Genomic DNA, 26,030 nt, shown 5'->3' with positions numbered 1-26,030 from the left:
TCGAAGGCGCGGTCGGCCTCTGTCTGGGCCAGACGCTCCTGGCTGAGGCCATAGCGCGACAGCGGCGGCAAGCCCGCCTTCTTGGCGAGATAGTCCCGGGCCTGACGGTGGCTGTCCGGCATCGGACCGGATTGCCCGGCGGTGACCGAGCCCGTCTGAATGAACTCCACGAGCTGCAGCACATCACCGCCGACTCCGCAGCCGAAGCAGTACCAGCCCTGCTTGTCGAGCATCACGTGCAGCGACAGACGCGACTGGCTCTGATGGTTGGGGCAGTCGCACATCAAGCGCTGGCCGGTCTCCTGGGTGATCCGTCCCGGCAGGAGTTCCCGGGCCACGTCACCGATGTCCATCTCGGTGACGAGCCGGTAATACTCCCTGACGTTATCCGTTCCGCCCATACTCATTCGGCCTCCGCGACACGGGCGAAATCGGCCTCCGCGTGCTGGGCGGCGTCCAGAAACAGGGGCAGAAAGGTCCGACGGTCATCCACCTGGCAACGCTTGGCGCAATTCTGGATGCCCCAATGGTCGCCCAGGACAATGGCGGTGCGCCGGGCGCGGGTCACCCCGGTGTAGAGCAGATTGCGGTGGTGCATGAAGGAATGCGCCTTGTGGACCACCACCACGGCGCAGGGGAATTCGGAACCCTGGGTTTTGTGGATGGTGAGCGCATAGGCGAGCTGCAGGTCCTGAAGGTCGGGCGAACCCTTTTCCATCTCCACCGGCATGCCGTCGAAGTCGATGACCAGGGTGCCGTTCGCGAGGACATCGACCACATAGCCGATGGCACCGTTCATCACGTTCAGGTCGTAGTTGTTCCGGGTCTGGATGACCTTGTCGTGCTTGAGAAACGGGGCGCGGCGGCCCATGGCGACCGGCGGCACCTCGGTGTTCCAGAGCTTGCGCTGGATGAGCCGCTGCAGTTCCTCGTTCAATTCCTTGGTGCCGAGCGGCCCCTTGTGGGTCGGCGTCAGCACCTGCACGTCCTTGATGATGTCGAAACCCAGGGCGTCGAGCCGCTCCTGAAACAGCTCCAGCAGGAACGAGCGTGCAGCCATCGGATCGGTGAACTGATCCACCAGGTACCAATCCCGGCATCCGGCCACCGACGCCTCGCTGGTCTTGCGCACCTCGCCCTTGAGAACGGCGGTGCAGTTCTCCTTGAGGACGCCAGCCTGGCGAACGACCTTGTCGAGGATGACCGTGGGGATGGCGCGTGTCTGTATCAGATCTCGAAGGATGTTTCCGGGTCCGACCGGCGGAAGCTGGTTGTGGTCACCGACCAGCAGCACCGTGGTCCGTGACAGGTCGACCGCCTCGAACAGGTGCCAGGCCAGCGGCACGTCGACCATCGAAAACTCGTCGACCACCAGGACGTCGGCATCGATGGGATTCTCCTTGCTGCGCGAGAAACCCTTGCCGTCATAGCCGAGCAGGCGGTGAATGGTGGTGCCGCTGCGACCGCTGACTTCCTCCAGGCGCTTGGCGGCCTTGCCGGTCGGCGCGGCGAGCACGACCTCCAGATCGCTCTCCTCGCAGATGGTGTTGATGACCGAAATGGTGTAGCTCTTGCCCGAACCGGCTCCACCCGAAATCAGGCTGATGCTGTGCTGGAGGGCCGAGCGCACCGCTTCGAGCTGCTTCTCGTTCAGCGTTGATGCGCAGCGCCGAATCAGGGCATCGAGTTTCTTGACGGACTGGAAATGCGGGTTGGGTGTTTCGGCCTGGCCGAACAGCGAGGCCAGCTCCCGCTCCATGCGGACGATCTCCGGCAGAGCGACCACGAAACGTCCGCCGTGGGAATCGCAGGCAAGCGCCTGTTCTTCGATGAGCGCGTCGAGGGCGCTCTCGATACGGACCCGGCTGTCCAGGGCATCCATGACCAGCAGCAGATTGGCCTGGTCGACCAGATCCTCGTATTCGATCCAGCAGTGGCCATTGTCCAGGGCTTCACGGACGCAGAACTTCAACCCGGCCCGGATACGAGGGGTATGGTCCTTGGGGGTTCCCAGCTTGCGGGCAATCTTGTCGACCTTCTTGAAGCCGAATCCCCGGATCTCCCGAATGAGGATGTACGGGTCTTCCTTCAGGATATCGAGGCAGTTGCCGCCGAGTCTTTCGACCAGAGTGGTGACCTGATGATGGGTCAGGCCGAATGCCGACAGCCAGGCCATGACGGTGTTGACGCTGCGGTTCTTCAACCATTCGTCACGCAGCCGCTTGGCCGCATCCAGGGGCAGCCGAGCCTTGAGCGCGATGCGCTCGGGGTCATTCAGAAGGGTTTCTTCAAAGGCGTCGCCGAAACTCTCGACGATCAATCTGGCCTTGGCCGGACCAATGCCCTTGATCTCCGGATGGTTGGCCAGATAGTGGATCAGCCCCTCCGGATCGAGTTCGAGGTCGTGCTCCATCCCGTCGACCTTGAACTGACGGCCGTATTTGGGATGGGTGGACCACGACCCGAGCAGGACCACAGGCTGATTTTCCCGGGCGAACAAATTGCCCGCGAACTGGACTTCCTCACCGGTCGGGGTGAGCAGTCGGCCTGCGGAAAACTTGGGTCCGGCATAGTAAACGCGCTCTATTCTTCCCCGGAGTCGCGCCGGGTTACTCTCATTTCTTTTTGGCATCTCGCGATCCTCCGGTGAAAACGTGTCAGGTACTCCTCGACAAAACGGCAGGCGGCCTGCCGGTCCGAGCAGAAGTAGACGGGGACACCGAAGTCGACGACGATGGAGGCGACCGTTCCGATCAGCGCATGCGGGTGGGCATCGCTGCGGTAGCGGCCATCGACCAGATCGCGAAAGTTGCATTCGACAACCACGCAGGCGGATTCGTAGGCGGAGAGCTTTTCCAACTCGCGGTGAAACCGCTTTCGCCCCCGGATGACGGTGGAGACGAAATCCGTCAGGGATTTGCGCTCCACCGCCACCCGTTCCTCGAGGCCGACCAGTGAGTAATCACCGGCGGGCAGCGCCTTGCGAACCGCCGAAACCTTGTCGCTATCGAAGCTGTAGGGCTCCTGTTCGCGGGTGTCGACGACAACGGTGATCCGGTCCATCATCAGAACGGGATCATGTCGTCCATCGCCGCGCCGGGAGCCCCGGCATCGTCGGCCATGACAATGCGACGGTTGAAGTAGATGTTCTCGTTTTCACCGCGAGTGCGTTTGGTCACCTCCAGCTTGATGTTGAGAAGCTGCTCGAGGTGGCCCGGCAGGTCGGAGAGCTTCTGAAGCTGCAGCCCGCAGGTGTAGAGGTCCTGCTTGAGCCACTTGATGTTCTCGTTGCTGGCCATGACGTTATTGCGCCAGAGCAGACGGCCCTTGTGGGTCGGCGCGAGAATGCGCAGGGTCCACTTGAGCATGGGATTGCCCGAGGTCTGGGCGCGGGTCAGTTCGACCCGGTCGACGTTGACCTGGTACTTGCCGTCGGGAACGGCCTCGAACTCGCGTTCCTCGACTTCGGCGGTTTCAAAGGCGTCGTCGAACTGCGCCAGGTCGAGGTTGCTGTTGGATTGGTTTTCGTAGTGTTCCATGGTCGGATCTCCTTACTGTTGAGGTTTCGCCGCCGCACTCGCGGTCGGCTCCGGCTTCGGCCGGGCGGCACTCGCCGCAGCTCCGGCTGCCGTGTTGTTGAACGCTTTCATGAAGCTCGGAAAATCGAGGGGGATGACTTCGGGGAGTCGGCCGGTGCGGTCACCGGCGTCGTAGTTGGGACTGGGCTTGGTGCGCATCACGCGCTGCCAGACCGGCTTGCCGTCCTCGCCGGTTTTCATGTCCAGGTCGCAGAACAGGATCAGGTCCACCAGACCGGTGACCAGCTTCCGCGCCTTTTCCGGCAGCGTCGGCACGATGCGGGTGTGTTTGCCGGTCCGGGTCTCGATGTCCCGCTCCTGGGAGTGGGAAATCAGGATCAGCCCATAGGGCAGGAAGGCGAGCTTGTTGATGACGCGCTGGAACTCGTTGTTGATCAGCGCGTAGCCCTTGCCGTAGCCCAGGTCGGATTCGTGCTCGATCTTGAATTTCTTGCAGACGTAGTCCGAGCACATCTTGTAGGCGTTATCCACCGTGTCGACGACGATGGTCTTGAACTCGTGCTTGCCCTCGGCGATCTCCGCGCAGGCTTGCAGAAGGTCGTCCCAGCAGGTGATCGGGGTCTGGAACACCTCCAGGGCGTTCAGGCCCGGCTCGGTCGCCAGGAACAGTGCGTCATCGGCCTTGGAGCACCAGGTGCTCTTGCCGATCTTGCTCGGGCCGTACACCAGGGCGGTGAGGTCCGAGAGCGTGTGTTTGGGTTTGCTTTTGGTCTTGGGAAGCATGGCTTCGTCTCCTTATGGTTGGGATTTCAAAACACCGGAGCGGCGTCTTCACCGGCTCCGTCCCGCAGCTCTTCGTGCGGGGCGATCCGTTGGAAATGGTTTTCGATGACGTTGGGGTTGCCGCCCGAGCGGCAGAGCTGGAAGTAGGCGCAGGGCCTTCCGTACTGGAAGCAGTAGCTGGTGTTGCGGTAGAAGGTGTCGCGCCGACGGGCGTCGAGCATGGCCTTGGAGAGTTCCCACAGCTCCGCCCGCAGTTCCTCGAACTGGTCGCGGGAGATGTAGAGCACCTCCCGGTGGAACATGCCCGGCTCGAGGTACTTCTCCTGGAGCCGTTGCTGGAAGGTGTCGTCGTCCTCCGGCAGCTTGCGCTTGGCGCTGCTCTTGCCGGTTTTCGACTTGGCGATCAGCTCCGCCCGGCGGGCCTCGAATTCGGCTTCGGTCTCACCCTTGCCCTGGCGCAGCTTGGCCTTGACCAGGACGTTGTAGATGATGCCGCTGACCGTGATGCCGAGGGTCTGCTCCAGGTACCAGGCGTAGAGGATGATCTGGAAATCGGTCCACAGCCGCTCCAGGTAGCTGGCGTCGATCTGCGAGGCGGTTTTGTGTTCCAGCAGGAAATACTGGCCATCCTGACGGACGATGCCGTCCACCTTCCCGGCGAGAATGAAACTGCGCGAGGTCGCGCCGGTCGCCGGGTTGACGATGGGACCTTCGAAGGTCTTTTCGAGCGCGACGACCTCGAACTCTTCGGCCGGGTAGTGTTCCGCATAGGCGCTCATCATGGCTCGGGCGAGATGCCAGTCGGCCTGTTGATGGTCGTCCTGCGCCCTGTTCGGATAGGTCCGGTCGATGTGGTCGAGGACCTTGGCCAGATCCCGCTCGCCGTGCCAGCACTCCAGGCAGTCGTGAATGACCGAGCCGAAGGCCAGATTGGGGTCGCGCTCGAGCGGCACCAGCTCGTCGATGTAGCGCCACTTGCAGGCCATGCGGCAGTTGCGGAACAGCCGCCACATGGAATAGGTGGTGGTCATCAGCTCGCTCATACCGCCACCCCCGCTGTGGCAGCGGCGGGCGCTGCGCGATGCTTGGAGGCGCAGGCACAGCCCGACGGCTGGGTTCGTTCGATCAGGACCGAGCGTTCGCCGTACTCCTTGGTGGCGAAGCCGGTGAAGATGCGGGCGAGATCACTGCCGACATCGGTGGAGGCGTCGATCACGCAGGTACGGCGGGCCTTGTCCAGATTGAACCGGCTCTCCATCCGCACACGGGAACGGCCGTGCAGGCTTTCGACGGCCAGCATCGCCAGCATGAAAGTGTCTTCCAGTTCCTGGGCCGGGACCGACTCGTCAAAACGGTACTTGTAGGTGTCGTGAGTCATGGTTGAACTCCTCTTTTGTTCAGGTTCTGATTTCCGAGGCCCCGGATAGCCGCACCATGCGGCACGGTGCTTACTTACCGGAGCCGGGGTCGATGCGTCGGAGATCACAGGTAGTCCTCGAGCCCGGCCTCGCGGAACGCGTCCCGCAGCTTGCTCAGCCGGTCGTAGAGGGTGGTTCTGGGAATGCACATCTCCCGGGCGATTTCGGCCATGGTGCTGTCGTGCAGGCGCAAGCACAGATCCCGGAGCTCTTCCGGCAGCGAGGCGATGGCCCGGCCGAGATCCATGCGGATCTCATGGGCGAGGCGCTCCCTTGTCTCGCGGGTGCCGCTTCCCAGAGAACCTTCGCTGTCCAGGAACTCGATCCGCTCGGTGGTGTCGCCTTCGCCGTTGTCGAGGGGTTCGTTGAGTGAGGTTTGGCAGAGCCGCCAGTCCCGGCATTGGGCGAACCGGGCCTCCAGAATGGTGGAGATGTGACGTTCGACGATCCGGGCCATGAAGGTGGTCTTCTTGGCCTTTGCGGGATTGAAATGCCGCATCCGCTGCAGCAAATCGATCATCAGTTCCTGTTCGAGGTCGGGTCTGTCGTCCTCGGTGAATCCGGCCTTGCCTACGAGTTGACGTGCTTTGTGCCGAATGAGGTCGGCGGCATACTTGTCGATGCCGTCGTAAGAATTCTGTGAAACCATCGGGGCCTCCTCGGAGCGAGGAGGAGGTCCGCGTGGGTGTCGGCACGGGCCAGATCACAGGACAAAGCTGTCGCGTGGGCGAAGGGGTCGCAGGTACGCCGCCAATTGCCGTATTCGGCTCGGCGACACCCACAACAGCCTCCGCCATGCGTCCAGCTTGTTGTCCAGTGTCTAAGGGTTCAGGTCGTTACGTGTTCAGGCTGCCCGTTCCTCGATGCGCATCAGGAACGGGAGACCGTGCTTGATCTCGAGCAGGCAGACTTTTCCGCTGCCCATCTGCGCGAGGTGCTCCAGCAGCGCCACGACCTCTTGCTTGAGGATGAAGTCATCCTGGTCGCGCTCGGGCCGGGGACCGCTCTGTCCGCCCAGCTTGATCTCGCGCTCGATGACCGTGTCAGGGGTGAGTTCCGGCTCGCCGTCGCGGACCGGAATGTTGGTGATGCGGCCGAAGTTGATGTCCTGCATCAACTCGATGAGTCGCCGCTTCGGTGGGGTGAGGTGTGCTTTGTTGACTTGTGCCACTGCCAGTCTCCTTGTTCGGAAGTTCTGGCACGCCCGGTGGCCAACCCTGTGCTGACCAATAAAAAACGCCGGATCGCGCCTTCAAAGCTGAAGGGGCGACATCCGGCGTCGTGCATCACGACAAAGAGCGTCGTGGGAAATTTTTTTAAACTTTTTTTGCCTGGGCTATCCGATCACGGGCTTTGTTTCCCATGATATGGATTCGGAGGGCTGATATCTCATCTCGCCACCGAATTCCAGTGAAGACTCAAGGTGTTCTGCAAAGGCAGTCATTCTGGCATCCTTGAGATTCTTCAAGGTGCGACGAACGGCCTTGCTGACATTATCTCGTGGCTTTCGAAGGGGATCGTTCGCGTGCCTCAGTTTTCCACCTGGCCCTATCATTGCCTTTACTTGAGAAAGGAGCATCTCCCGATTCTCATGTAAATCATCGAGACGTGATAAATCGGAACATTCGCGGGAACTTTCTATTTCTTGATCGATTCGGTTCAATTCGTTTCTGATTTCAGCAGCGGCCTGGTAATCGCCAACTTCCAATCCGCTGGACTCGAGCGCCTTTCTCGTTTCCTCGTCCAAAGTACCTCCGTGGTAGAGATCCAGCACCGAGATATAGCGGCCAGGTGCGGCAAGCAGGAGGGTGAGATATTCGACACCCTTTTGCCTCTCAAATGGAACTGATTCCCCACCTTGGAATCGAATTTGCCATCTGTCTCCGCATTGCCGGAAAATATTTGCCGGTAAAGGATCTGTAGATGCAGCAAAATGGTTATCGGGAAACAATATTCTGAATGGCGATTCATTCCGTATCCGCTTAAGGCGGCCGCCTTCCTGGAAGGCAACTTCCTCGCAAAGTGCCATAAACAGTGCAGCTCTTTGATTCATGAGGCGTTCAGCGTTTCTGCTTAGCAGTTTTCGAGTCGGTGCGAGCAAAACGAAAGGGTTCTGGTTTTCTAAACAAAGCTCACGGACGGTTTCAGTCATATCGTCCTTTTTCTCTGGGAGCGTCAAATAGACCGGAAACACTGTGCCGGTAGAAGGTAGAAAGTCGCCCAATCGCCAAGTATGGCTCAGGATAGGAATAGGCTCTTCGCGGTGCTGAATGTCGAGTGCTCTGCATATCGCCTTATTGACGGCCGACTGTTTGAGCCTGTAGATGAAAGTCTGTTGCCGGACAAGAGGAACCGCCCCAGCTTCCTTCTCCTGGCAGACGGCTACGATTTCGGAGTCCGAATGCACAACAACCTTGCGTGGGCATCCCAGTCCACAATCGGTTGGACAATCCACAGCAGTCGCGTGATTCTTGGTTAGCTGAAGAAAGTGGTCCCGAAACAGCGGATACCGATCCCAGCCGGAGAGCGCGTGATCCCAATCGAACAGCGCCGCCGACTTTCCAGGCAGTGCTTCCAGGAACTCCCAGACAGGGTCATTCATCCAGATTCCCTCTGTTCCCCGTAATGAAGCCGCGCAAAAAGAGCCAACGTTCCAGGATTACGGAGTCATCGTCACACCTGAAGCTTGCCCTGTTCCCTGAACTAATAGTGAGCGACCTTGGCTTCTTAACTTCTTTAAATTTCACATAAAAACTAGCCTGTGTAATTCGTCCATGTTGGGGAAACTGAAAGCCTCGATCTCGGAGTGAAGCGAAAAAATCCTCAGATCTCCTGATTTCCTTGTCTTTGTAAGCTCCTGCGTAAGAGAGCTGAACTTCTTTAAGCTTTACGTATTCAAGGCCATCAACATCCTCACACGATAGCGATTCTTCTCCCACCGTGCGCAATGACTCTAAATTAAATTGGCTTCTCTGGCTGAAAAAATTCTCATCACCAAAAAGATGTTTTCCAAACATCTTTCGATACAGTTCCTTTTCTCCTTTCGTTACTGCATGCATTCTTATTTCGCCAATCAGGGGATTGTATATGAGAACATCGAATTTCTCTGGTCTGAAGTATTGGCTCTTAGACTTGCCAGATTCGATAACGGACTCACGATTGAAAGAGCTGCCATGCCTAACTACGATCCATATGTAGTCATCCTTAGAAAATATTTTCACTTTGGAATATTTGCCTTTTCGTTTCTTGGCAAACCATTCATCAAGGTCGTTTTCCAACGCGGTTATTCTTTCTGAGGATGGAATTGTGAAAACTGGCAGAGGAGTAACCACCGTTTTGAAATATTCGAATGAGCGTTTATTGAGAGGCAATAGTTCAGCGATTACTCTTTCGATGATGGATTTATCCTTCATCCAAACCTGAATCGCAAGATCAGCAGGAGTGGCGGTTTCCTCAATCTCGGTGTCGAGTTCTGTCCCGTATATTTCTGCCTGAACTGCTTCAAACCCTTCTTGAGTCGAGACCTCGTTCACATAATACAATGCCTCTGCCAAATCGCCCGGGGTCGAATTGTCCGGGGTCAATAAAACGTGACTGAGCTCGTTGTAATCCAGGCCATCTTCCTCCTGGACTGGTGGCAACTCTACGCCGCGAGCTGAAAAATAGGCGGCATGAGGCTCCAGAAAGGCAATGAGATGCTTCCTGTCGATTCGCCGGAGCATCCCCGGCTTCGAAAAGCGGCGTAGGGTGAATGATGCCATAAGTTACTCCTCTCGTTTTGTCGTTACTCTTCCATATCTGTCTCGATCAATTCCGTTTCCATCCAACGATCTTGCCCAGCACGCGAAGGTCATCCTCCGGCCTGACTCGGATCTTCCGTACCTCCGGGTTCTCGGGCACCAATTCGATAAGCTCGTCTTTGATTCTCAGCCGTTTCACGGTCACTTCGTCGTTGAGCAGCGCTACAACGATGTCACCGTCCTCGGCGATGGGCTGCTGCCGCACGATGATCAAATCGCCATCGTTGATACCGGCACCGACCATGCTGTCCCCCACCGCACGGAGTGCGAAGTGCTGACCGGAACGAACGACGTCCGATTCGACCAGCACCTGGCCGGTGATGTTCTCTTCGGCCAGGATGGGGCGGCCTGCGGCCACCATACCCACAACAGGGACTGAAACCAGAGAGGCAGCCATCTCGCTGGGGCGGCGGGCAACAGCTATGCCTCGCGACTTCCCGTCCTCCCGCTTCAGGTATCCCTTGCGCACCAGTTGGTTGATCCGGTCGTGGGCACTCGCCGGGCTGATTTCAAAGATCTCGCTCAGTTCCTTCACCGTTGGAGGGAAGCCCTTGGCATCGACAAAACGACATATCGCTTCGAGCGTTTTCCGCTGCAACGGCGTTATCTCATCCGTCTTCGCTTTGCCCATGGCGTCTCCATTTCTGTTGAAAGACAAAAAGGCGCAATGCGCCAGCAAACCCTAATAATATAAACCTGATGCATATCAGGTCAAGAAATAATCTCACACCTGATTTCCGACACTTCCACGAGCCCCTCGGTAGGTAAGGCTTGAAGAATGCCGGTTTGAAACCGGACGAGCAGTTAGAAACCAGATAACCGACCAGAGGCGGAGCTGAGGCGGTTGTGGGTGCCATCGAACGCGCATCCCGACCGCCACCGTTTTCTGGCATCCACACCATCCAGTCCCCCGGTCCCACCGGAGGTGTTCGATGTTGGATGTACAGGAAATGAATGATGGGCCGGGGATGGATGACCTTGGCGAAAACGGCAAACCCGGCCGCCTGTCGGGTGAGGCGAGGCTCCAGTCAGCCGCCTCCATTCTGGCCACGGCGGTCCTGCGCCGAAAGGCCAAAAACGCATGTGTGGGCAATGAGTTAGAGGTTTTCGAAGATTCTTCCCCTGTGCTCGGAGAAGGACTTGATTCATTGCCGGAACAGAGCATTCATTCATGACAACTCGTCCGGAAACCAAAATAAGGAGTTGAAAATGAATGAGTTACAGAACGCCGCCACCGGCGGCAAGAACCAGGACCGAACCCGAAACTCGGTCCTTCGGCAGATGGCCCTGCTGCAATCCATGTCCCTGGAGCAGCTCCGGGAAAAATGGCTCGACCTCTACGGCGAAGAGCCGCCCCAGTACAAAAAGCAATTCCTCATCAAGCGGCTGGCTTATCGCATCCAGGAGCTTTTCTACGGCGGGCTGTCCGAGCAGGCCAAGGTCCATCTCCAGCAGGCAGCCAAGGAGGACCCGGTCGCCACGGTCAATCGACGCATCCCAGAAGAGCGGAAATCGAACGAGGCAATCCTGCCTGGAACCAGACTGGTGCGGGTCTGGAACGACCGGCGCTATGAAGTGACTGTCCTTGCCGATGGCTATGAGTTCGAAGGCCGCACCTTCCGGTCACTCAGCGCGGTGGCCAGAGAGATCACCGGGACCAGGTGGAACGGCAAGGTCTTTTTTGGGCTGAAGAAGGTTTACGGCAGAAAAGCCGAGGGAGGTTCGAATGCTTGATAACAGCAATGTCGCGCCGGGCAAGAACAAGACCCTGCGCTGCGCCATCTACACCCGCAAGAGCCACGAGGAAGGACTCGAACAGGAGTTCAACTCGTTGGATGCCCAACGGGAGTCGGCGGAACACTATATCGAGAGCCAGCGGATGCGGGGCTGGACGGCCCTGCCGGATCGCTACGACGATGGTGGTTTCTCGGGTGGGAACATGGAGCGCCCGGGGCTGCGCCGCCTGCTGGCGGACATCGACGCCGGGAAGATTGATGTGATCGTGGTCTACAAGGTCGACCGACTGTCCCGCTCGCTGCTGGACTTCATGAAGATGATCGACCTCTTCAACGAAAAGGGCGTCAGCTTCGTCTCGGTCACCCAGCACTTCAGCACCACCGATCCCACCGGCCGGATGTTTCTCGGCATCCTGATCACCTTCGCCCAGTACGAGCGGGAGGTCATCGCCGAGCGTATCCGAGATAAGGTGGCGGCTGCCAAGCGCCGGGGGAAATACTGCGGCGGCGTGCCCATCCTCGGATACGACGTCGACCGGGAGAACAAGAAGCTGCTGGTCAACCCTGATGAAGCCAAGACGGTGCAGTACATCTTCCGCCGCTTTATCCAGATCGGCTCGGCCAAGAAACTGGGCCAGGAGCTGAACGAACAGGGTTACCGCACCAAGGCCTGGACCACCAAGAAAGGCAAAGTCCGTGAGGGCTCCGAATGGAACACCGCCCATATCTACCGGCTGCTCAACAACCGGATCTATATCGGCGAGATCGCCCACAAGGACCGCAGTTACCCCGGCGAGCACGAGGGGATCATCGACCGGGCGACCTGGGACAAGGTGCAAGCCATCCTGGAGGACAACAAACCGGTCAAGGTATCCATGGCCAGAACCAAAATGGTCGCCCCGCTGAAGGGCGTCATCCGCTGCGGCCACTGCGGATGTGCGATGGGTCCGACCTACGCTCGCAAGAACGGCCGCCACTACACCTATTACATCTGCCAGAAGGACAGCAAGCGGACCGTGAGCCGGTGCCCGCTCAAACGGATTCCCGCCGGGGACATCGAGCAGGCCGTGATTGAGCAGTTGAGCGCGGTGTTTCGCACGCCGACGCTGGTGGCCAAGACTTACTTCGCGGCCCGGGACATCGAGCAGGCAGAGCGGGAGCGGTTGTTCAAGCAGAAAGCCCAACTCGAGATGGAGCTGTCGCAGGCGCGGGAGCAGGCACTTGAATTGATGAAACCCGGCAACGATCAGTCGGGCAAGGCCGAGATGCTGACGACCGTCAACCGCCAGGCGGTCGAGCTTTCGAAACAACTTACGCATGTGAGCGAGCGATGCAGAGCCTACGGGGGGAACAGCATTACGGAGCAAGATGTCTCGGAGGCCTTCCAGAATGTCGAGGGCTTCTGGGAAGACCTTTTCCCGGTGGAGCGGAATCGGCTCATCCGCCTCCTGGTGGATAAGGTCGAGATCCGCGAGACCGGAATCGACATGGAGCTGCGCACCAACGGGCTGACAACGCTCATCGCCGAGCTGGCCGGTCTGGCATGCGAAGTCACCGAACGGAGGGCAAGCCGATGAAAATGAAGCCGACCATTACCGTAGCCGACAACGGCAACCTGCAGATCCACATCCCGATGCTGATCCGGCGCATGCGTGGCCGCAAGACGGTCATCGCTCCCCAGGCCCTGGATGGAGATATCCCCGGGGCGCAGGAGCCAGTACAGTCCGCCATCCTCCAGGCGCTGGGAAGGGCCTTTTCCTGGGCCGACATCCTCGAATCCGGGCAGATCAAGTCCATCAGCGAGCTTGCCCGTACCCTCGACGTCGATGGCTCGTATGTGGCCCGCATTCTCAAGCTGACGACCCTGGCCCCCGACATCGTGGAAGCCCTGATCAACGGCGAGGAACCCAACGGGCTCTCGCTGGCCAAACTGACCCAGACCTTTCCCGAGGACTGGGCCGAGCAGCGCCGCCAGTTCGGCTTCGCCACCGACTGACGACCGGACCGGAGACCACCCCAGAGAGCCGACCATCAGCGTCGGCTTTTCTACTTTGGGTGGCAGGAAATCGGAATTGACCACGCTTCTTTTCATGGGCAAAGCGGGTGATTTCGAAAAAAACGTCCGGTTGCGGCATCGAACGATGACCTAAGACAACCGCCAAAAACGGCAACCAGCCACAAACCCATATCAATCAAGGATGTAGCTTTCCGGACGCGCTTCGGACTTCGTCCGGAGAAAACAGAGAATCAGGGGCCAAACAGAGAAAGAAAGGCTGGAGGATGGGGAGAATCGATGGTGCGGAGAGGTGCTTTGGAAAGATGTGAAACGGGCGCAAACCCTTTAGAAACAAGGGGAAAAAGAAAACCCGTCACCCCGGAGAATGACCCCAGAGAGACGGGTTGTCTTTTTTCAAATGGTGGAGGCGGGGGGAATCGAACCCCCGTCCGAAGGTCCCGAAAGAGAGGGTACTCCACGCTCAGCCCATTCTCAGTCTTTGCGTCGCGGGGCAGGAACGGGCAAACCCCCGGTCAGCGCATCCGGTAAATGTCGGGAATCTAACCGGCATGGGATCCCCCAAGTCCACGATCGGCCGCGGATCCCGGGCTGTGGACGTCACCGCGGGGCGCGGGGTTGCCTAATTAGGCAGCCAGTGCAAATTGATTGTTGGCAGTTATTCAAAGAGCCAGATTATCGAGGTGGCGCTCGGCGTGCACCCTCTTCCCCGAATCACCCCCGTCGAACCCATATCGCCCCCACAGGTGAAAACACGGGAAAGGGCTATTTTCTTCCTTCCGACAGGGAAATGTCAAGGTCAGGATGGGCTTCACCGTTGATCAGAATGGCTGAGATCTTAACCGTTCCCTTTCCCTCGAAGATGAGATAGGCCAACTTTCCGTCCCCTTCAAGCGGTCTTCCCGCTGCGGCAGCCACACGAATTTCTCCCGGCTTTCGGTCATTCACGGCAAAGAGGGCATCCTTTGCCATGGCTCCAAGCCTGAATTCATGAAAGGTCAGCTCAGCAGGATCGTAGGTGGCCACAAATTGAAAGGCTCTCAGATCCGGAGCCCCGACGATAAAGAGAAGAATGGTTCCCGGTTTGTCTTCTGCGGTTTCATCATGCCTGAGGCTCAGAGAAGCCCCGAAGGTTGATGTGGACAACAGAAAGGTGATACAGAAAAGTGCATACCATTTCATGACTTGTACCAGACTACTCCAATCCGGGGTTTCCGTAAAGCCGGAGGACCTTGCTGTATTTGTCTCAAAAGATTCCATCCTGATATTGGGGAATGTTGGCTCGCATGGTCAGCATAAATCTGGGATAATATCTCCGGTGAAGCGAATCCTCGTTCCTGCCCTCTTGCTTGGTGTCGTGCTCATCATCGGTACGGTGGGATACTCCGTGATCGAAGGATGGAGTTTCTTCGATGCCTTCTACATGACGGTCATTACACTCTCCACGGTAGGCTTTCGGGAGGTGTACGACTTAAGCTACGGGGGAAAACTCTTTACGATACTGCTCGTGATAGGTGGTGTTGCCACCGTAACCCTATTGATGAGCACCTTCGGAAGGATGATTGTGGAGGGGGAGTTTCGAAGGGTGCTATGGAGGCAAAAGGTGGATAAGACAATCGACAAGCTTTCAAACCATTTTATCCTTTGCGGGTATGGAAGAGTTGGCCGGGAAGTGGCAAAGAATTTTACGCATGTCCGGGCTCCTTTCGTTGTGGTTGAGAAGGAGGAACCGGTCATTCGTCAGCTGGATCAGGAGGGCCTGGCGTATGTACTGGGAGATGCCACAGTGGAAGAGGTTCTTCTGCGCGCGGGCCTCCTTCGCGCGAAGGGTGTTGTGACAGCCCTGGAAAACGATGCGGATAACGTCTATGTCTGCCTCACCGCCCGCTCTCTCTGTCCGTCGATCCTGATTGTTGCCCGGGCGGCGGATGACCGCGCTGCGAAAAACTTGAAACAGGCCGGTGCCGACCGATTTATCAGCCCCAATGTTCTGGGCGGACATCAAATCGCCCAGGCCTGTCTGCGCCCGGCCGTTCTGGACTTCATCACCCTGGCCACAAGCCGATCCACCCTCGATCTCCAGATGGAGGAACTTCACCTGAAGGCTCCTTCGGAGCTGATCGGAAAGAGCCTTGCCGGAACCAACCTCCGTTCCCACTATCGGGTGATTGTCGTGGCAATCCAGAAACCTTCGGGGGATATGGTCTTCCACCCGGAATCCCATCAGGTTTTGGAAGAGAGGGACACCCTGATACTTCTGGGACCCGCCTCTTCACTCCAGGAGCTGGTTTCCCGGATGGATCAGTGAAGGTTTATTACGACCGGCTGATCTTCGATCACGATACCGGTCCGGTTCATCCCGAGAATCGATCCCGCCTCATTCCTCTTTTGGATGCCCTTGCCGGGCAGGTACAGAGGGACTGGACCCTCATCGATCACGTCGAACCGGTGACGGATGATCTCATCCTCTCGCTCCATGATTCAGCTTACTTCGAAGAATTCCGGACGATGACCCTTGCTGGAGGCGGCTATCTCCACACCCTGGACTGTCCCGTGTCCCCCGGAACGCTAAACGCCGCCAGAGTCTCCGTTGCACTCTCTGTTCGCGCTGTGGAATCGGCGCTGGCGGATGAGGATCCAGGAGCTTTTGTGATTGTCCGACCTCCAGGCCATCATGCCCTGGCAAACCGGGCCATGGGTTTCTGCTATTTCAACAATGTGGCCCTTGCCGCCCATGCGGCACTGGAGCGGAGTCTTTGCCGGCGAATCGGGATAGTCGATTTCGATGCCCACCATGGAAACGGGACACAGGAACTCTTCTATGATCGGGACGACGTACTCTACATCTCCCTCCACGGGGATCCGTCCATAACCTTTCCGGGAACCGGGTACAGGGAGGAATCAGGAGCAGGGGATGGAGAAGGATTTACGTTGAATCTCCCCATGAAGCCGGGCGTGGAAGAAAAGGTCTTTCTTGATTCTTTTGACCGGGAAGTTCTGCCTGCCCTGGAAGCCTACCGGCCCGACCTCGTTCTTGTTTCCTGTGGATTTGACGCTCACAGGGAGGATGCGCTGGTTCCCCATCTTGCACTGAGTGATGATGCCTTTTCTCATATGATTCAAGAATGCACCACGCTCTCCCGGGATCTCTGCGGTGGACGAATCGTTATGATCCTGGAGGGAGGCTACACACCCGCCATGGTTGCCCGCCTCTCCATGGAGGCCATTCGTAGGTTGTCACAGTCCGTTACGCCGGTCCGATCACAAGGGTAATTTCCCCCCGGACCCTGCTTCGGGAAGCAAGACGGGTCTGAAGGTCGGAAGCTGTACCTTCCATCTGTTCCTCGAATTTCTTCGTCAGCTCTCTCCCGAGAAAGAGAAGTCGATCGGGAGCAATTTCATCAATCTCACGCAAATGAACCGCGATTGCATGGGGTGTGGAAAAGACTACGAGAGAGTGGGGCAGGGAAAGCATGGACTCCCAGAAGGTTCGGCGCTTCCCCTGTTTTCGGGGAGGAAAACCTGTGAACGTAAAGGGATAGGGAGGAAAACCGGAAAGAATCAGGGCTGTCGTGATTGCGGAAGGACCCGGAACCACTTCTATCGGAATTCCTTTACTTCGACAGGCTCGAACGAGGGGATATCCGGGATCAGAAAGGAGAGGGGTTCCCGCATCGGTTACGAGGGCCAGTGTTTCACCCCCTTCCAGGGCGCGCAGGACGGCTTCTCCCCGGTGCTCTTCATTGTGCTCGTGGAAGCTTACCAGCGGCACGCGGATTCCATAGGCGCGGAGAAGTACGGACGTAGTCCGGGTGTCTTCGGCAAGGCATCGACTGACGGAACCCAGAACTTCCACAGCCCTGTGACTCAGGTCCTTCAGATTTCCAATGGGTGTGGCGACGATGTAGAGCTTTCCGCTGATGGGATTCTGCATCACGGTCTCCCCGTAATTACGGTGATGGTTCGGGTGGAACGGTACTCAGGTGTGAAGTTTTCCAGAAGGACGCGGCCATCCACCGATCGTGGTATGGGAATTCGATGAACGTAAAGAATCGTGGGAACCATGTCCACAACCCTCGCTTCCGCGGTTGTCCCGCCTGCCGCCACCCCGTATCCCCAGTGAAGGAACCAGCGGCCGGCCACCGGATCGATAACCAGAATTTCATCCAGGTCTGATGCGATGGACAGGGCTGCGGTCACAACCCTGTCCAGTACGGCTCCGTTTTCTCCGGATTCGGTATAAACGATCACAAGGGAGGCCGGATTCTGGTCGAGAAACTCAGAAGGTGATGTTTCCGGCGGCATATCCCGGGGGACGGATCCCTGGAGGGTGACGGCCCGGGAGATATCCTCAGGGGGAGAATCAAGAAAGGGAAGATGGTAGAGGGCACAGGAGAGGGAAGAAGATTGGGCCATCTGCCAGATGGCCGGAACCTTGGTTGCCGACACCAGGGGTTTTGGTGCCCGGGTAAGGAAAAAGGAGGGCCAGTAGAGAGGGAAGAGATCTTCAGTGGGGAAGAGGATGTCATTTCGTGCATAGCTTCCAAATATCCGGTGGCGGTACGGATAGGCTCCAGTATAGAGGGAGGCCCAGGCCGAAGCCGTTTCTCTCGGAATCATGGGAACGATTCTTCCCCTGGATCCTTCCTCAAAGAGACGGGAGAGTCCCGGTGTTGATCTCGCATGGGTCACTTCCAGGAGAGAATCATAGGCAAAGGGAGAGGTGAGGATCATGAAGGTTCGGACCGTCGGTTCAATGGTGGCGGGCAGTACCGATGCCGGGGTCCGATAGACCTTCCATGCATCCCTCCGGTCATACTGGTAAATATGGACCAGAAGAAGGATTGCCCAGGCATAGAGGAGTGGCTGTCTTGGACCATGACGTAACAGAAAGGCAAGAGGGATCATCGTCAGACAGAGAAGGGCAAGGGCATAAATCTCTTTGAGAAAGATCTTGGCCAGTTCCGGGTCCAGGAAGGTCCCGCCCGCGAAGTAGTGTCCGGCAAACAAAAGGCAAACCAGGACAGGTACCAGGATCCATACCATGGGCGTGATGCCCGGCCACCGTTTAATGATCCCGAAAAGAAGTGTGAAGGGAACCAGGAAGACAAGACCCACCTTGATGCCCGAGATCAGGAAGGTGCCCGTTGTGACAGGCAGATTCGGGTTGAGAACATAGATCAGATGGACCGTCTCCATGCAGGAAAGGGTAAAAAGAAGCGCCGTAATGTGCAGGGCGAGGCCCTTGTACTGGTTCATGCTACCTGATAATATGCTTCAAGTGAAGGTAAAACTCAAGGCAAGGATCCGATCGAAAGAAGGTCTCGGGGCGGGGTACTTTATCCTGGACCTTGTGGCGCCTCCGATTGCCGCACAGGCCAAACCGGGTCAATTCGTAATGATTACCGTCTCCGAATCCCTTGATCCCCTGCTCCCGCGGCCCTTCAGCATCCTGGAAGTCGGACAGGAAACGGTCTCCATTTTGATTAAAGAGGTCGGGCGCGGTACCCGGATTCTCCACGAACTCATTTCCGGGATGTCCGTCGGGATCATTGGACCTCTCGGGAACTCCTTTCCCGATGTCAGCCGAGCCGCACTCGTTGCGGGCGGATACGGCGTGGCTCCATTCTTTTTTCTCAGCCGCCGCCTTCGGGAAGGCCAGGTGATGGACTTTTTCTATGGAGGAAAGTCAAAACAGGATGTTCTCTTCTTTGATCACTTTGAACGCCTCCTCGGGAGGGCTTTCTGCCATGTCTCCACCGAGGACGGATCCTATGGCAAACGGGGACTTGTGACCGATCTGTTGCAACCGGCCCTGGAACGGCCCGATCACGGCTATGAAGCGATCTTCACCTGCGGGCCCACGCCCATGATGCGTGCGGTTCATGAGCTTGCTCACGCATCCGCAACACCCTGCTACGTTTCCATGGAAAATATGATGGGATGCGGATATGGTGTCTGCCTGGGGTGTGTTGTTCCTACATCGGAAGGCATGGTACGAACCTGCAAGGACGGTCCGATCCTGAGATCCGATTTGATTGAATGGGAATCCCTCTGATGGACCTTTCGGTCTCCCTCGGTCCCCTCACGCTGAAAAATCCCATCATGACGGCTTCCGGGTGCTGTGAGTACGGTCTGGAGCTGGCGGAATTCTTCCCGCTGGATTCCATCGGAGCCGTCGTGGTCAAAGGGCTTTCCCCCAAGCCCCGGAAGGGAAATCCGATCCCTCGAATCGCGGAGACCTCTTCAGGCATGCTGAACTCCATCGGGCTTCAGAATATCGGAGTCGATGCCTTCATCCGGGAAAAGCTGCCAGACCTCCTCTCCCTTGGAGCCACCGTGGCGGCAAATATTTTCGGGGAAACCATTGAAGACTATGTTATGCTGGCCCGCTTCTGCAATGAGGCGGGGATTCCCGCCCTGGAGCTGAACCTGTCCTGCCCCAATGTGCATAAGGGGGGTATGGAATTCGGAGTCGATCCCGATGTTCTGCACGAAATCACTTCCCGCTGCCGGGCCGTCTATGCCGGTTCCCTGTGGGTAAAGCTGACCCCGAACATTACATCGATCGTACCCCTGGCCGAGGCTGCGAAATCAGCCGGTGCCGATGCGGTTACCTGTATTAATACCCTCCGTGGAATGGCGATCGACATAAAAACCGGCAAGCCCAAACTCCACACGATCTTCGGGGGTCTATCGGGTCCCGCCATCAAACCCGTCGCCCTGCGCTTCACCTATGAAGTGGCCTCCAGGGTCGGAATTCCGGTTATCGGATGCGGGGGGATTGTCCGGGTGGAGGATATCGTGGAGTTTCTGCTGGCCGGGGCCACGGCGGTCCAGGTGGGTACGATCCTCTTCCGGGAACCCGATTGCCCCACGACCCTCGTTCACGGCCTCTCCTCCTTCATGGAAGCAAGGGGTCTCTCTTCAATTCACGATCTTATTGGAAAGATGGTTCGCCATGGTACACCCTGATCAGATTATCGTCGCCCTGGATCTTGAGGACCGCGAACAGGCCCGGGAAATCGTTACGATGCTGCTTCCCCATGGAGTCGCCTTCAAGGTTGGACTTCAGGCCTACCTGCAGTGGGGTTCTTCCTTTGTCGAGGATCTTGTGGGCCGGGGCGCCCGGGTTTTCCTGGATCTGAAGTTTCACGACATCCCGAATACGGTGGCCGGTGCGGTGGGGGCGGCCCGGACCCTGAATATCTGGATGGTCAATCTCCATACCAGTGCCGGTATGCGGGCCATGCGGGCGGCGAGGGAGCGACTCGACAGCGGATCGGGACCCCGTCCCATCCTTATCGGCGTAACGGTGCTGACCAGTATGTCGCCCGAAGACTTACAAGAGATCGATCTTCCCGACCATCCCGGCGAATGGGCCGTAACCCTCGCTGCTCGAGCCCGGGATGCAGGTCTGGATGGTGTTGTCTGTTCCGCGGAGGAAGTAGCGAGAATCAAGGCAGCAACGGCTTCAGATTTTCTTGCAGTTACCCCGGGGATTCGCCTGCCCTCCTCCACCGGAGATGACCAGAGGAGGGTAACGACACCTTCGGAGGCCGTTGCGGCGGGAAGTGACTATCTTGTCGTGGGCCGACCTATTATTCGGGCAGAAAATCCCGTGGAAGGATTAATGGCCATTCTGAAGGCTTAGAAAAACCGGGTCACAAGAAGCTTGATCTTCCAGAGAAATGGAGATGGAAATACGGCCTTCCTCAGAAAGGACCGAGTAAACCTGGTCTTTTTCAAGGTTGCAGTTTCGAAATTGCAGGAATTGAGAAAGGTCTGGCGAAACCGGGCTCCCGTAAGGTCGGCATGGGGAAATTTGGCACCCTGGAGCTTGCTTCGTTCCCACTGGGTCTGGGAGAGGTCGCAGGCATTGAAAAGCACACCATCCGCCTCACATTTCAGGAAGGATCCCTTCAGCAGGCTTGAACGGTCCCAGCGTGACCGGCTGAGACAGGCTTCAGTCCACTTTCCTCCCGCGGCATCCACCATGCGTGCGGTCATGCCGGCCATCGATACACCCTTCAACGTGCAGGAACGCAGGATTACATTCGCCAGCTTGGCCTGGCTGAAGGTGCTTCCGGACATCTCACAGCGTGCGAAGGTAACACTCTTGATATCTTTTCCGGAAAGCTTAAGTTCTTCCATTTCGCATTCCAGAAAAGAAGCGCCCTCCAGCGATGTGTCTTCAAATCCCGCACGGTTTAGCTGAGATTTTTCGATCCGGATCTCGTTGAGTTCCATTCCCACGAATCGGATTCCGTTGAGAATTGAATCAGAAATGGTGACTTTCCCCAGCTTTACACCCGACCAGATGGCGCCAGTCAGGTTGCATCCTGCCAGGCTGGCCGATATTATCCTGCAGTTCCGCAAGGTGTGTTCCGGAGCCTTGATGCCGGTGGTACGGCAGGCGTCCAGGCTGGAATTGATCATGGTGATTTCTGCCAGATCGGTGTCCGACAAATCAACCTGGTGAGCCTGAACTTCATTCCACTGGCTTCGCGCGAGACGTGCCTGCCTGAAATCGCAACTCTCCAGCTGTGTCCTGTTGAGCACGAAATCGCTTGAGGAAACGCTGCCGAAATTGACTTCCTTCAGGATGGCGTTCGTAAAGTCACATCCTTCGAGGGCAAGCCCTGCCAGGGAGACCCGGGTAAGGCGCGCACCGTGAAGAATGAGCCCGGAAATACGTTTCGCGGTGGACAGATCAAGAGTGTCCAGCAATGCATCGGTAAGGTCCACCTGAACCAGTGTCAGGCCCGTCGTCTGGCAGCCCTGCAGAACCGCACCCTTCATTTCACAGTTTTCGAGGGTTGTTCCCGCCAGGTTCGCATGGGTCAGATCGACATTCCCCAGTTTCACATCCTTCAGATGAATGGAACTGAGATCCGGCACGATGACGGGATTCTCCTTTCTCCAGGCGTTCCATCGACCCGAAGTCAGCAGTTCCACATGAGACGGATGAGCCATGGTCACGATTATACATGGCAGAATGCGGAATGTCTCCCCGTTTTGCAAAGTAGGATATACTTTTTTAGGGCCATCCCGAGGAGGAATCATGTTTATCGTAACCAGTTCACAGATGCGGGAGGCGGACAGACAGGCCATCGAGCAGTACGGCATCCCCTCCATCGTCCTTATGGAGAATGCAGCCACGGGTATAGTCGATGTTGTTCATGAAAGATTCAGTGATGCCCAGAGGGTTGTGATCCTTGCCGGAAAGGGAAATAACGGGGGTGACGGTCTGGCCGTCGCCCGGCACCTGCATAACCGGGGGAGGATGGTTGAAGTCTGGCTCTTCGCATCGCTGAAGGAAGTCCGGGGAGATGCAGCGAAAAACCTGAGGATTGCAAGGAGGATGGGGGTTCCCATCATGACGGTGAAGTCTCGCCGGGACATGATCCGACTTGCTGACGCCCTCTCCCGGGCCGACCTGGCCATTGACGCCCTTTTCGGAACGGGACTGACCAAACCCCTGAACGGGATGTACGCGGAGGCCGTTGCTCTCCTCTCAGGGTCAGGAGTACCGGTTCTGGCCGTGGATATCCCCAGCGGTCTCTCCGGATCGACCCAGGATCTAATCGGTCCCGCAGTACAGGCAGACATGACCGTGACCTTTGCCGCGCTGAAGGTTCCCCATGTCTTCACTCCGGCAGTTTCGTTCATGGGAGACGTTGTGGTCGTCGATATCGGAATCCCCTTTGAGGTTCTGGAAGGCCTGGCTACCCTGGAACTTCTCGGGAAAGATGCGCTGTCAACCCTGATTGAATCCCGTCCTCTTGAATCCCACAAAGGAAGTTTCGGCCACGTCGTGGTTATTGCGGGAAGCCGGGACAAACCCGGTGCGGCAGCTCTGGCGGCCAGGGCGGCTTACCGCATGGGGGCAGGCCTGGTCACGGTGGCGTCAGTTGAACCCTGTGTGAGTTCCACGATTCATGGAGGCTCCGAAATAATGGGCCGTGTCCTCATGTCCACCCACGAAGGAACGATTAATCCGGATTCTCTTCCGGGTTTAATTGAATTCTGCAGGGACAAAGATGCAGTGCTGATCGGACCGGGTATGGGAACCGGTGAAGAGACTCAGGATTTCATACGAACTCTGGTCATGGGACTGGCCCATCCGGTGGTTCTGGATGCGGACGCTCTGACCGCATTTCAGGGTAAACTGCCCCGGTTACGGGAACGATCGGAGATGACGATCCTGACTCCGCACCCCGGGGAAATGGCACGACTCCTTAATGTGGATGTGGACAGGGTTCAGGCCGAACGTGTGGCCACTGTCCAGGATGCGGTGCGACAGAGTAATGCCGTCACAATCCTGAAGGGTCATCAATCGCTGATCGGTGTTCCCGGAGACCGCGTATACGTCAATCCTACGGGCAACCCGGGTATGGCCACAGGGGGAATGGGGGATATTCTGGGTGGTATGATCACCAGCCTGGTGGGCCAGGGATACACGGCGGAAGCGGCAGCCTGCCTCGCCACCTTTCTTCATGGGATTGCGGGAGACCTTGCCCTTGAATCGACAGGTGAAATTTCATTGATGGCCGGGGATCTCCTCGACATGATCCCCCGGGCGCTGAAATGGTTGACGGAACCTTCCTGACCCGTAATCCGGAGGAAACAGAAACTCTGGGAGAGCGGATCGGCAGAGAATTTCCTGGTGCCGGTCTCCTGGTTCTTGATGGACCGCTGGGGTCGGGAAAGACAACATTTGTCAGGGGATTTGCGAAGGGCATCGGCGTGAACCCTGCCCGGGTGTCTTCTCCCTCCTTTACCCTGGTTCAGGATTACGGACTCTTTTACCATGTCGATCTATACCGGCTGAGGGAATCGGGGATAGGGGAACTGGTCGAAGCGGGAATTGTGGAAATTCTAGAGGACGACCGGCCTGTAGTAATGGAATGGATGCATGAAGACCTTCTGGCGAAGTACCCACCCCTGCTGACGATTCGATTTGCCTGGGGTGATGCTGAAGACACAAGGCAAATTACCCTCTACGGTATAATGGACAGGTGACGAAGAAGCCAGCCCTGCCGTTTATCCATCGCTCCTTTGCCAATGAGCAGGGTCTTGATGCCGATAACCAGCGGTTGGAGTACCTGGGTGATGCCATCCTGAGCTTTATCATTTCCGAGCATTTATACGAAGCTTTTCCCGATCGGGATGAAGGTTTTCTCAGCAAGGCTCGGGCCGCTCTGGTGTCCCGGGGACATCTGGCCAGCAAAGCCCGACTCCTGAAACTGGATCAAGAACTTCGTCTGGGTGTAGGGGAAGAGAAGGCGGGAGGAAGGACGAAGGACAGCCTGCTGGCCGACACGTTTGAAGCCTATATTGCCTATCTTTACCTCGAAAAGGGATTACGAAAGTGCCGAAAAAGAGTAATGAAACTCTTCACAGACGACATGAAGCCGGCGGCACTCCAGAAATCACTCTCAAGGGATTATAAGACTGCCCTTCAGGAATTTCTGCAGGGAAGGGGGCTGCCGTCTCCCACCTATCGGATTCTGGAATCACAGGGCCCTGCTCACAAGGTAACCTTTGTCACAGAGGTCCGGGCCGGGGAAGAGATTCTGAGCCGGGGAAAGGGAGGCTCCAAAAAAGAGGCAGAGCAGGATGCTGCACGACAGGCCCTCGCGGCCATGGAGGTTGATCATGGGAACGAAAAAGATCGGTGAACTGCTTCAGGAAGCCCAGGTTATCACCGAGGAGCAGCTGGAACGAGCTTTAACACGCCAGAGAGAAACCGGAGGGCTGATCGGCGAATCCCTGCTCCAGCTGAAACTCGTCGACGAGAATATCCTTTCCACGATGCTGGCGCTTCAAAAGGATGTCGAAGGTGTAAACCTGGATGAGGCACAACCGACCGGCGTCGCGTTAAGCCTGCTGAGCGCCTACCAGGCCATGGATCTCGGGTGCCTTCCCCTCGGCGCTGATGAGGAGAATGTCACCGTGGCCATGTCCGATCCCACGGATGCCGAAAAGCTCGCGAAAATTGCTTCCATTACCTGTCGAGGTGTGATTCCCAAGATCGCCCCGCAGACACAGATTTACCGCCACCTCCAGAGGTGGTACGGATCCCAGCTTTCTGACGAGGAGCAGCGCCGCCGGGAGATTCTCCGTCACCTCCTTCAGATCAAGTACCACATCACGCAGCTGGAACACTTCTTTGAAAAGGAAGAACAGGATCTGAGCTGAATCCCCGGAAGCCCTGCCAGGGATTGAGGGACATGACCTGAATGAAGACAACCCTTTAGGGACACGTAACAATACATGTCCCGCCGGGTTTCATTCAGGATCGTGTTCCGAGGAGTGCGGAAGCCGTGAGGGTTCTTTATCCCCAGCATCATCGCCGCCTTTTCGGGAATTCCTGACAGGGTTTTCTATCGTGAATAATCGGGGTATAATACGTCCCCGACCCTACCGGAGGGTGTTCGGCTGCAGATCCCGCCCGCCGAATGCTGCAAACCCCATCTTCCCCGCCGTCCCTTCGTCAGATTCAATCGCAAATCCTCACTGAAGTGTCAACTTCAGCTCCGGTTTGCTCAATCATCTTCCTTGCGCTGACGAGAAATCTGGCGTTTTCGCGAATCCGACGGGTGAGACCTGCAACCGGAAGGGGTCGAACAGGGATCGAGGGACATGTACTTGTTACGTGTCCCGAGGGGAGGGTGGGTTTGGTGGTTCCGTATAACAAAGCATCATTACCACCTTTTCGGGAATTCCTGAAAGGG

29 protein-coding genes and 1 other RNA gene are annotated in these 26,030 nt (G+C 57.4%); 13 read left to right on the top strand and 17 right to left on the bottom strand.

What is annotated here, in order from left to right:
* The 12 genes from PLD04_03265 to lexA form a co-directional block, all read right to left on the bottom strand.
* A partial coding sequence (locus tag PLD04_03265; protein ID HXK67339.1) for a CHC2 zinc finger domain-containing protein occupies positions 1 to 407 on the bottom strand: 407 nt, incomplete at its 3' end.
* A complete protein-coding gene (locus tag PLD04_03260; protein ID HXK67338.1) occupies positions 404 to 2,476 on the bottom strand; it encodes an AAA family ATPase in 2,073 nt (690 codons plus the stop codon). The genes PLD04_03260 and PLD04_03265, both read right to left, overlap by 4 nt.
* 107 nt (positions 2,477 to 2,583) lie before the next feature.
* Complete coding sequence (locus PLD04_03255; GenBank protein ID HXK67337.1) at positions 2,584 to 3,066, bottom strand: ERCC4 domain-containing protein; 483 nt, start codon at positions 3,064 to 3,066, stop codon at positions 2,584 to 2,586.
* Positions 3,066 to 3,539 (bottom strand): DUF669 domain-containing protein, encoded by a 474-nt coding sequence (locus PLD04_03250; GenBank protein ID HXK67336.1) that lies wholly within the window; start codon positions 3,537 to 3,539, stop codon positions 3,066 to 3,068. Before PLD04_03250 ends, PLD04_03255 begins: the two co-directional genes overlap by 1 nt.
* A 12-nt stretch (positions 3,540 to 3,551) precedes the next feature.
* A complete protein-coding gene (locus PLD04_03245) occupies positions 3,552 to 4,322 on the bottom strand; it encodes an ATP-binding protein (GenBank protein ID HXK67335.1) in 771 nt (256 codons plus the stop codon).
* A 26-nt stretch (positions 4,323 to 4,348) separates the two neighbouring features.
* Positions 4,349 to 5,365, bottom strand: coding sequence for a PD-(D/E)XK nuclease family protein (locus tag PLD04_03240; GenBank protein HXK67334.1), 1,017 nt, complete (start codon positions 5,363 to 5,365; stop codon positions 4,349 to 4,351).
* On the bottom strand, positions 5,362 to 5,700 hold the full coding sequence (locus tag PLD04_03235) for a hypothetical protein (GenBank protein ID HXK67333.1): 339 nt from the start codon (positions 5,698 to 5,700) through the stop codon (positions 5,362 to 5,364). The genes PLD04_03240 and PLD04_03235 overlap by 4 nt, the downstream gene beginning before the upstream one ends.
* A 104-nt stretch (positions 5,701 to 5,804) precedes the next feature.
* Positions 5,805 to 6,389, bottom strand: coding sequence for a sigma-70 family RNA polymerase sigma factor (locus PLD04_03230; protein HXK67332.1), 585 nt, complete (start codon positions 6,387 to 6,389; stop codon positions 5,805 to 5,807).
* A gap of 195 nt (positions 6,390 to 6,584) precedes the next feature.
* Positions 6,585 to 6,911 (bottom strand): hypothetical protein, encoded by a 327-nt coding sequence (locus tag PLD04_03225; GenBank protein ID HXK67331.1) that lies wholly within the window; start codon positions 6,909 to 6,911, stop codon positions 6,585 to 6,587.
* Positions 6,912 to 7,076: 165 nt separating this feature from the next.
* Entirely contained in the window at positions 7,077 to 8,342 is a 1,266-nt protein-coding gene (locus PLD04_03220; protein ID HXK67330.1) for a hypothetical protein, read from the bottom strand.
* Positions 8,335 to 9,501, bottom strand: coding sequence for a hypothetical protein (locus PLD04_03215; GenBank protein HXK67329.1), 1,167 nt, complete (start codon positions 9,499 to 9,501; stop codon positions 8,335 to 8,337). Before PLD04_03215 ends, PLD04_03220 begins: the two co-directional genes overlap by 8 nt.
* A gap of 46 nt (positions 9,502 to 9,547) precedes the next feature.
* A complete protein-coding gene (gene lexA, locus PLD04_03210) occupies positions 9,548 to 10,171 on the bottom strand; it encodes a transcriptional repressor LexA (protein HXK67328.1) in 624 nt (207 codons plus the stop codon).
* Between the two features lie 301 nt (positions 10,172 to 10,472).
* On the opposite strand from lexA, the gene PLD04_03205 reads away from it, so the two are divergent.
* From PLD04_03205 to PLD04_03190, 4 genes are read left to right on the top strand one after another with little or no spacing between them, the layout of a single operon-like run.
* Positions 10,473 to 10,715, top strand: a complete 243-nt coding sequence (locus PLD04_03205) for a hypothetical protein (GenBank protein HXK67327.1) — start codon at positions 10,473 to 10,475, stop codon at positions 10,713 to 10,715.
* A gap of 34 nt (positions 10,716 to 10,749) precedes the next feature.
* On the top strand, positions 10,750 to 11,274 hold the full coding sequence (locus PLD04_03200) for a DUF2924 domain-containing protein (protein HXK67326.1): 525 nt from the start codon (positions 10,750 to 10,752) through the stop codon (positions 11,272 to 11,274).
* A complete protein-coding gene (locus PLD04_03195; protein HXK67325.1) occupies positions 11,267 to 12,853 on the top strand; it encodes a recombinase family protein in 1,587 nt (528 codons plus the stop codon). The genes PLD04_03200 and PLD04_03195 overlap by 8 nt, the downstream gene beginning before the upstream one ends.
* Positions 12,850 to 13,272, top strand: coding sequence for a hypothetical protein (locus tag PLD04_03190; GenBank protein ID HXK67324.1), 423 nt, complete (start codon positions 12,850 to 12,852; stop codon positions 13,270 to 13,272). The genes PLD04_03195 and PLD04_03190 overlap by 4 nt, the downstream gene beginning before the upstream one ends.
* 419 nt (positions 13,273 to 13,691) lie before the next feature.
* On the opposite strand, the gene ssrA is transcribed toward PLD04_03190, so the two are convergent.
* Positions 13,692 to 14,032: a transfer-messenger RNA gene (ssrA, locus tag PLD04_03185) on the bottom strand.
* Between the two features lie 23 nt (positions 14,033 to 14,055).
* Entirely contained in the window at positions 14,056 to 14,472 is a 417-nt protein-coding gene (locus PLD04_03180) for a cohesin domain-containing protein (protein HXK67323.1), read from the bottom strand.
* Between the two features lie 136 nt (positions 14,473 to 14,608).
* On the opposite strand from PLD04_03180, the gene PLD04_03175 reads away from it, so the two are divergent.
* Positions 14,609 to 15,598, top strand: coding sequence for an NAD-binding protein (locus PLD04_03175; GenBank protein ID HXK67322.1), 990 nt, complete (start codon positions 14,609 to 14,611; stop codon positions 15,596 to 15,598).
* Entirely contained in the window at positions 15,595 to 16,563 is a 969-nt protein-coding gene (locus PLD04_03170) for a histone deacetylase (protein HXK67321.1), read from the top strand. The genes PLD04_03175 and PLD04_03170 overlap by 4 nt, the downstream gene beginning before the upstream one ends.
* Here PLD04_03170 and rsmI read toward each other — a convergent pair.
* Both rsmI and PLD04_03160 read right to left on the bottom strand, forming a co-directional pair.
* Entirely contained in the window at positions 16,538 to 17,224 is a 687-nt protein-coding gene (rsmI, locus tag PLD04_03165) for a 16S rRNA (cytidine(1402)-2'-O)-methyltransferase (GenBank protein HXK67320.1), read from the bottom strand. The two genes, PLD04_03170 and rsmI, sit on opposite strands and share 26 nt — an antisense overlap.
* Positions 17,224 to 18,549, bottom strand: coding sequence for an alkaline phosphatase family protein (locus tag PLD04_03160; GenBank protein ID HXK67319.1), 1,326 nt, complete (start codon positions 18,547 to 18,549; stop codon positions 17,224 to 17,226). The genes rsmI and PLD04_03160 overlap by 1 nt, the downstream gene beginning before the upstream one ends.
* A gap of 22 nt (positions 18,550 to 18,571) precedes the next feature.
* On the opposite strand from PLD04_03160, the gene PLD04_03155 reads away from it, so the two are divergent.
* The 3 genes from PLD04_03155 to pyrF are packed head-to-tail and all read left to right on the top strand — an operon-like array spanning position 18,572 to position 20,944.
* Positions 18,572 to 19,348 carry a dihydroorotate dehydrogenase electron transfer subunit gene (locus PLD04_03155; protein ID HXK67318.1) on the top strand — a complete coding sequence of 259 codons (777 nt, stop codon included), beginning with the start codon at positions 18,572 to 18,574 and terminating at the stop codon, positions 19,346 to 19,348.
* Complete coding sequence (locus tag PLD04_03150) at positions 19,333 to 20,265, top strand: dihydroorotate dehydrogenase (protein ID HXK67317.1); 933 nt, start codon at positions 19,333 to 19,335, stop codon at positions 20,263 to 20,265. Before PLD04_03155 ends, PLD04_03150 begins: the two co-directional genes overlap by 16 nt.
* Positions 20,252 to 20,944, top strand: coding sequence for an orotidine-5'-phosphate decarboxylase (gene pyrF, locus PLD04_03145; GenBank protein ID HXK67316.1), 693 nt, complete (start codon positions 20,252 to 20,254; stop codon positions 20,942 to 20,944). Before PLD04_03150 ends, pyrF begins: the two co-directional genes overlap by 14 nt.
* Here the strand turns inward: pyrF and PLD04_03140 are convergent.
* Complete coding sequence (locus PLD04_03140; GenBank protein HXK67315.1) at positions 20,941 to 22,266, bottom strand: pentapeptide repeat-containing protein; 1,326 nt, start codon at positions 22,264 to 22,266, stop codon at positions 20,941 to 20,943. The genes pyrF and PLD04_03140 overlap by 4 nt on opposite strands.
* Before the next feature lie 88 nt (positions 22,267 to 22,354).
* Here PLD04_03140 and PLD04_03135 point away from each other — a divergent pair, with 88 nt between their 5' ends.
* The 4 genes from PLD04_03135 to PLD04_03120 are packed head-to-tail and all read left to right on the top strand — an operon-like array spanning position 22,355 to position 25,494.
* Positions 22,355 to 23,902 (top strand): NAD(P)H-hydrate dehydratase, encoded by a 1,548-nt coding sequence (locus PLD04_03135; GenBank protein ID HXK67314.1) that lies wholly within the window; start codon positions 22,355 to 22,357, stop codon positions 23,900 to 23,902.
* A complete protein-coding gene (gene tsaE, locus PLD04_03130; GenBank protein HXK67313.1) occupies positions 23,881 to 24,315 on the top strand; it encodes a tRNA (adenosine(37)-N6)-threonylcarbamoyltransferase complex ATPase subunit type 1 TsaE in 435 nt (144 codons plus the stop codon). Before PLD04_03135 ends, tsaE begins: the two co-directional genes overlap by 22 nt.
* Positions 24,312 to 24,974: a ribonuclease III gene (gene rnc / locus PLD04_03125; GenBank protein ID HXK67312.1), complete on the top strand. Its 663-nt coding sequence runs from the start codon at positions 24,312 to 24,314 to the stop codon at positions 24,972 to 24,974. Before tsaE ends, rnc begins: the two co-directional genes overlap by 4 nt.
* Positions 24,952 to 25,494, top strand: a complete 543-nt coding sequence (locus PLD04_03120; GenBank protein ID HXK67311.1) for a hypothetical protein — start codon at positions 24,952 to 24,954, stop codon at positions 25,492 to 25,494. The genes rnc and PLD04_03120 overlap by 23 nt, the downstream gene beginning before the upstream one ends.
* Positions 25,495 to 26,030: the final 536 nt, after the last annotated feature.

This window comes from Thermoanaerobaculia bacterium, assembly GCA_035593605.1.
Taxonomy (GTDB): domain Bacteria; phylum Acidobacteriota; class Thermoanaerobaculia; order UBA2201; family DAOSWS01; genus DAOSWS01.
The sequence above is the reverse complement of the archived record's forward strand: the minus strand, read 5'-3'. Positions and strand labels throughout refer to the sequence as shown.

Bases quoted from the DNA above. Each gene is read 5' to 3' on its own strand.
- PLD04_03255 (HXK67337.1), bottom strand. From the start codon at position 3,066: ATGATGGACCGGATCACCGTTGTCGTCGACACCCGCGAACAGGAGCCC.
- PLD04_03250 (HXK67336.1), bottom strand. From the start codon at position 3,539: ATGGAACACTACGAAAACCAATCCAACAGCAACCTCGACCTGGCGCAG.
- PLD04_03245 (HXK67335.1), bottom strand. From the start codon at position 4,322: ATGCTTCCCAAGACCAAAAGCAAACCCAAACACACGCTCTCGGACCTC.
- PLD04_03240 (HXK67334.1), bottom strand. From the start codon at position 5,365: ATGAGCGAGCTGATGACCACCACCTATTCCATGTGGCGGCTGTTCCGC.
- PLD04_03235 (HXK67333.1), bottom strand. From the start codon at position 5,700: ATGACTCACGACACCTACAAGTACCGTTTTGACGAGTCGGTCCCGGCC.
- PLD04_03230 (HXK67332.1), bottom strand. From the start codon at position 6,389: ATGGTTTCACAGAATTCTTACGACGGCATCGACAAGTATGCCGCCGAC.
- PLD04_03220 (HXK67330.1), bottom strand. From the start codon at position 8,342: ATGAATGACCCTGTCTGGGAGTTCCTGGAAGCACTGCCTGGAAAGTCG.
- PLD04_03215 (HXK67329.1), bottom strand. From the start codon at position 9,501: ATGGCATCATTCACCCTACGCCGCTTTTCGAAGCCGGGGATGCTCCGG.
- lexA (HXK67328.1), bottom strand. From the start codon at position 10,171: ATGGGCAAAGCGAAGACGGATGAGATAACGCCGTTGCAGCGGAAAACG.
- PLD04_03205 (HXK67327.1), top strand. From the start codon at position 10,473: ATGTTGGATGTACAGGAAATGAATGATGGGCCGGGGATGGATGACCTT.
- PLD04_03200 (HXK67326.1), top strand. From the start codon at position 10,750: ATGAATGAGTTACAGAACGCCGCCACCGGCGGCAAGAACCAGGACCGA.
- PLD04_03195 (HXK67325.1), top strand. From the start codon at position 11,267: ATGCTTGATAACAGCAATGTCGCGCCGGGCAAGAACAAGACCCTGCGC.
- PLD04_03190 (HXK67324.1), top strand. From the start codon at position 12,850: ATGAAAATGAAGCCGACCATTACCGTAGCCGACAACGGCAACCTGCAG.
- PLD04_03180 (HXK67323.1), bottom strand. From the start codon at position 14,472: ATGAAATGGTATGCACTTTTCTGTATCACCTTTCTGTTGTCCACATCA.
- rsmI (HXK67320.1), bottom strand. From the start codon at position 17,224: ATGCAGAATCCCATCAGCGGAAAGCTCTACATCGTCGCCACACCCATT.
- PLD04_03160 (HXK67319.1), bottom strand. From the start codon at position 18,549: ATGAACCAGTACAAGGGCCTCGCCCTGCACATTACGGCGCTTCTTTTT.
- PLD04_03150 (HXK67317.1), top strand. From the start codon at position 19,333: ATGGGAATCCCTCTGATGGACCTTTCGGTCTCCCTCGGTCCCCTCACG.
- pyrF (HXK67316.1), top strand. From the start codon at position 20,252: ATGGTACACCCTGATCAGATTATCGTCGCCCTGGATCTTGAGGACCGC.
- PLD04_03140 (HXK67315.1), bottom strand. From the start codon at position 22,266: ATGGCTCATCCGTCTCATGTGGAACTGCTGACTTCGGGTCGATGGAAC.
- PLD04_03135 (HXK67314.1), top strand. From the start codon at position 22,355: ATGTTTATCGTAACCAGTTCACAGATGCGGGAGGCGGACAGACAGGCC.
- tsaE (HXK67313.1), top strand. From the start codon at position 23,881: ATGGTTGACGGAACCTTCCTGACCCGTAATCCGGAGGAAACAGAAACT.
- PLD04_03120 (HXK67311.1), top strand. From the start codon at position 24,952: ATGGGAACGAAAAAGATCGGTGAACTGCTTCAGGAAGCCCAGGTTATC.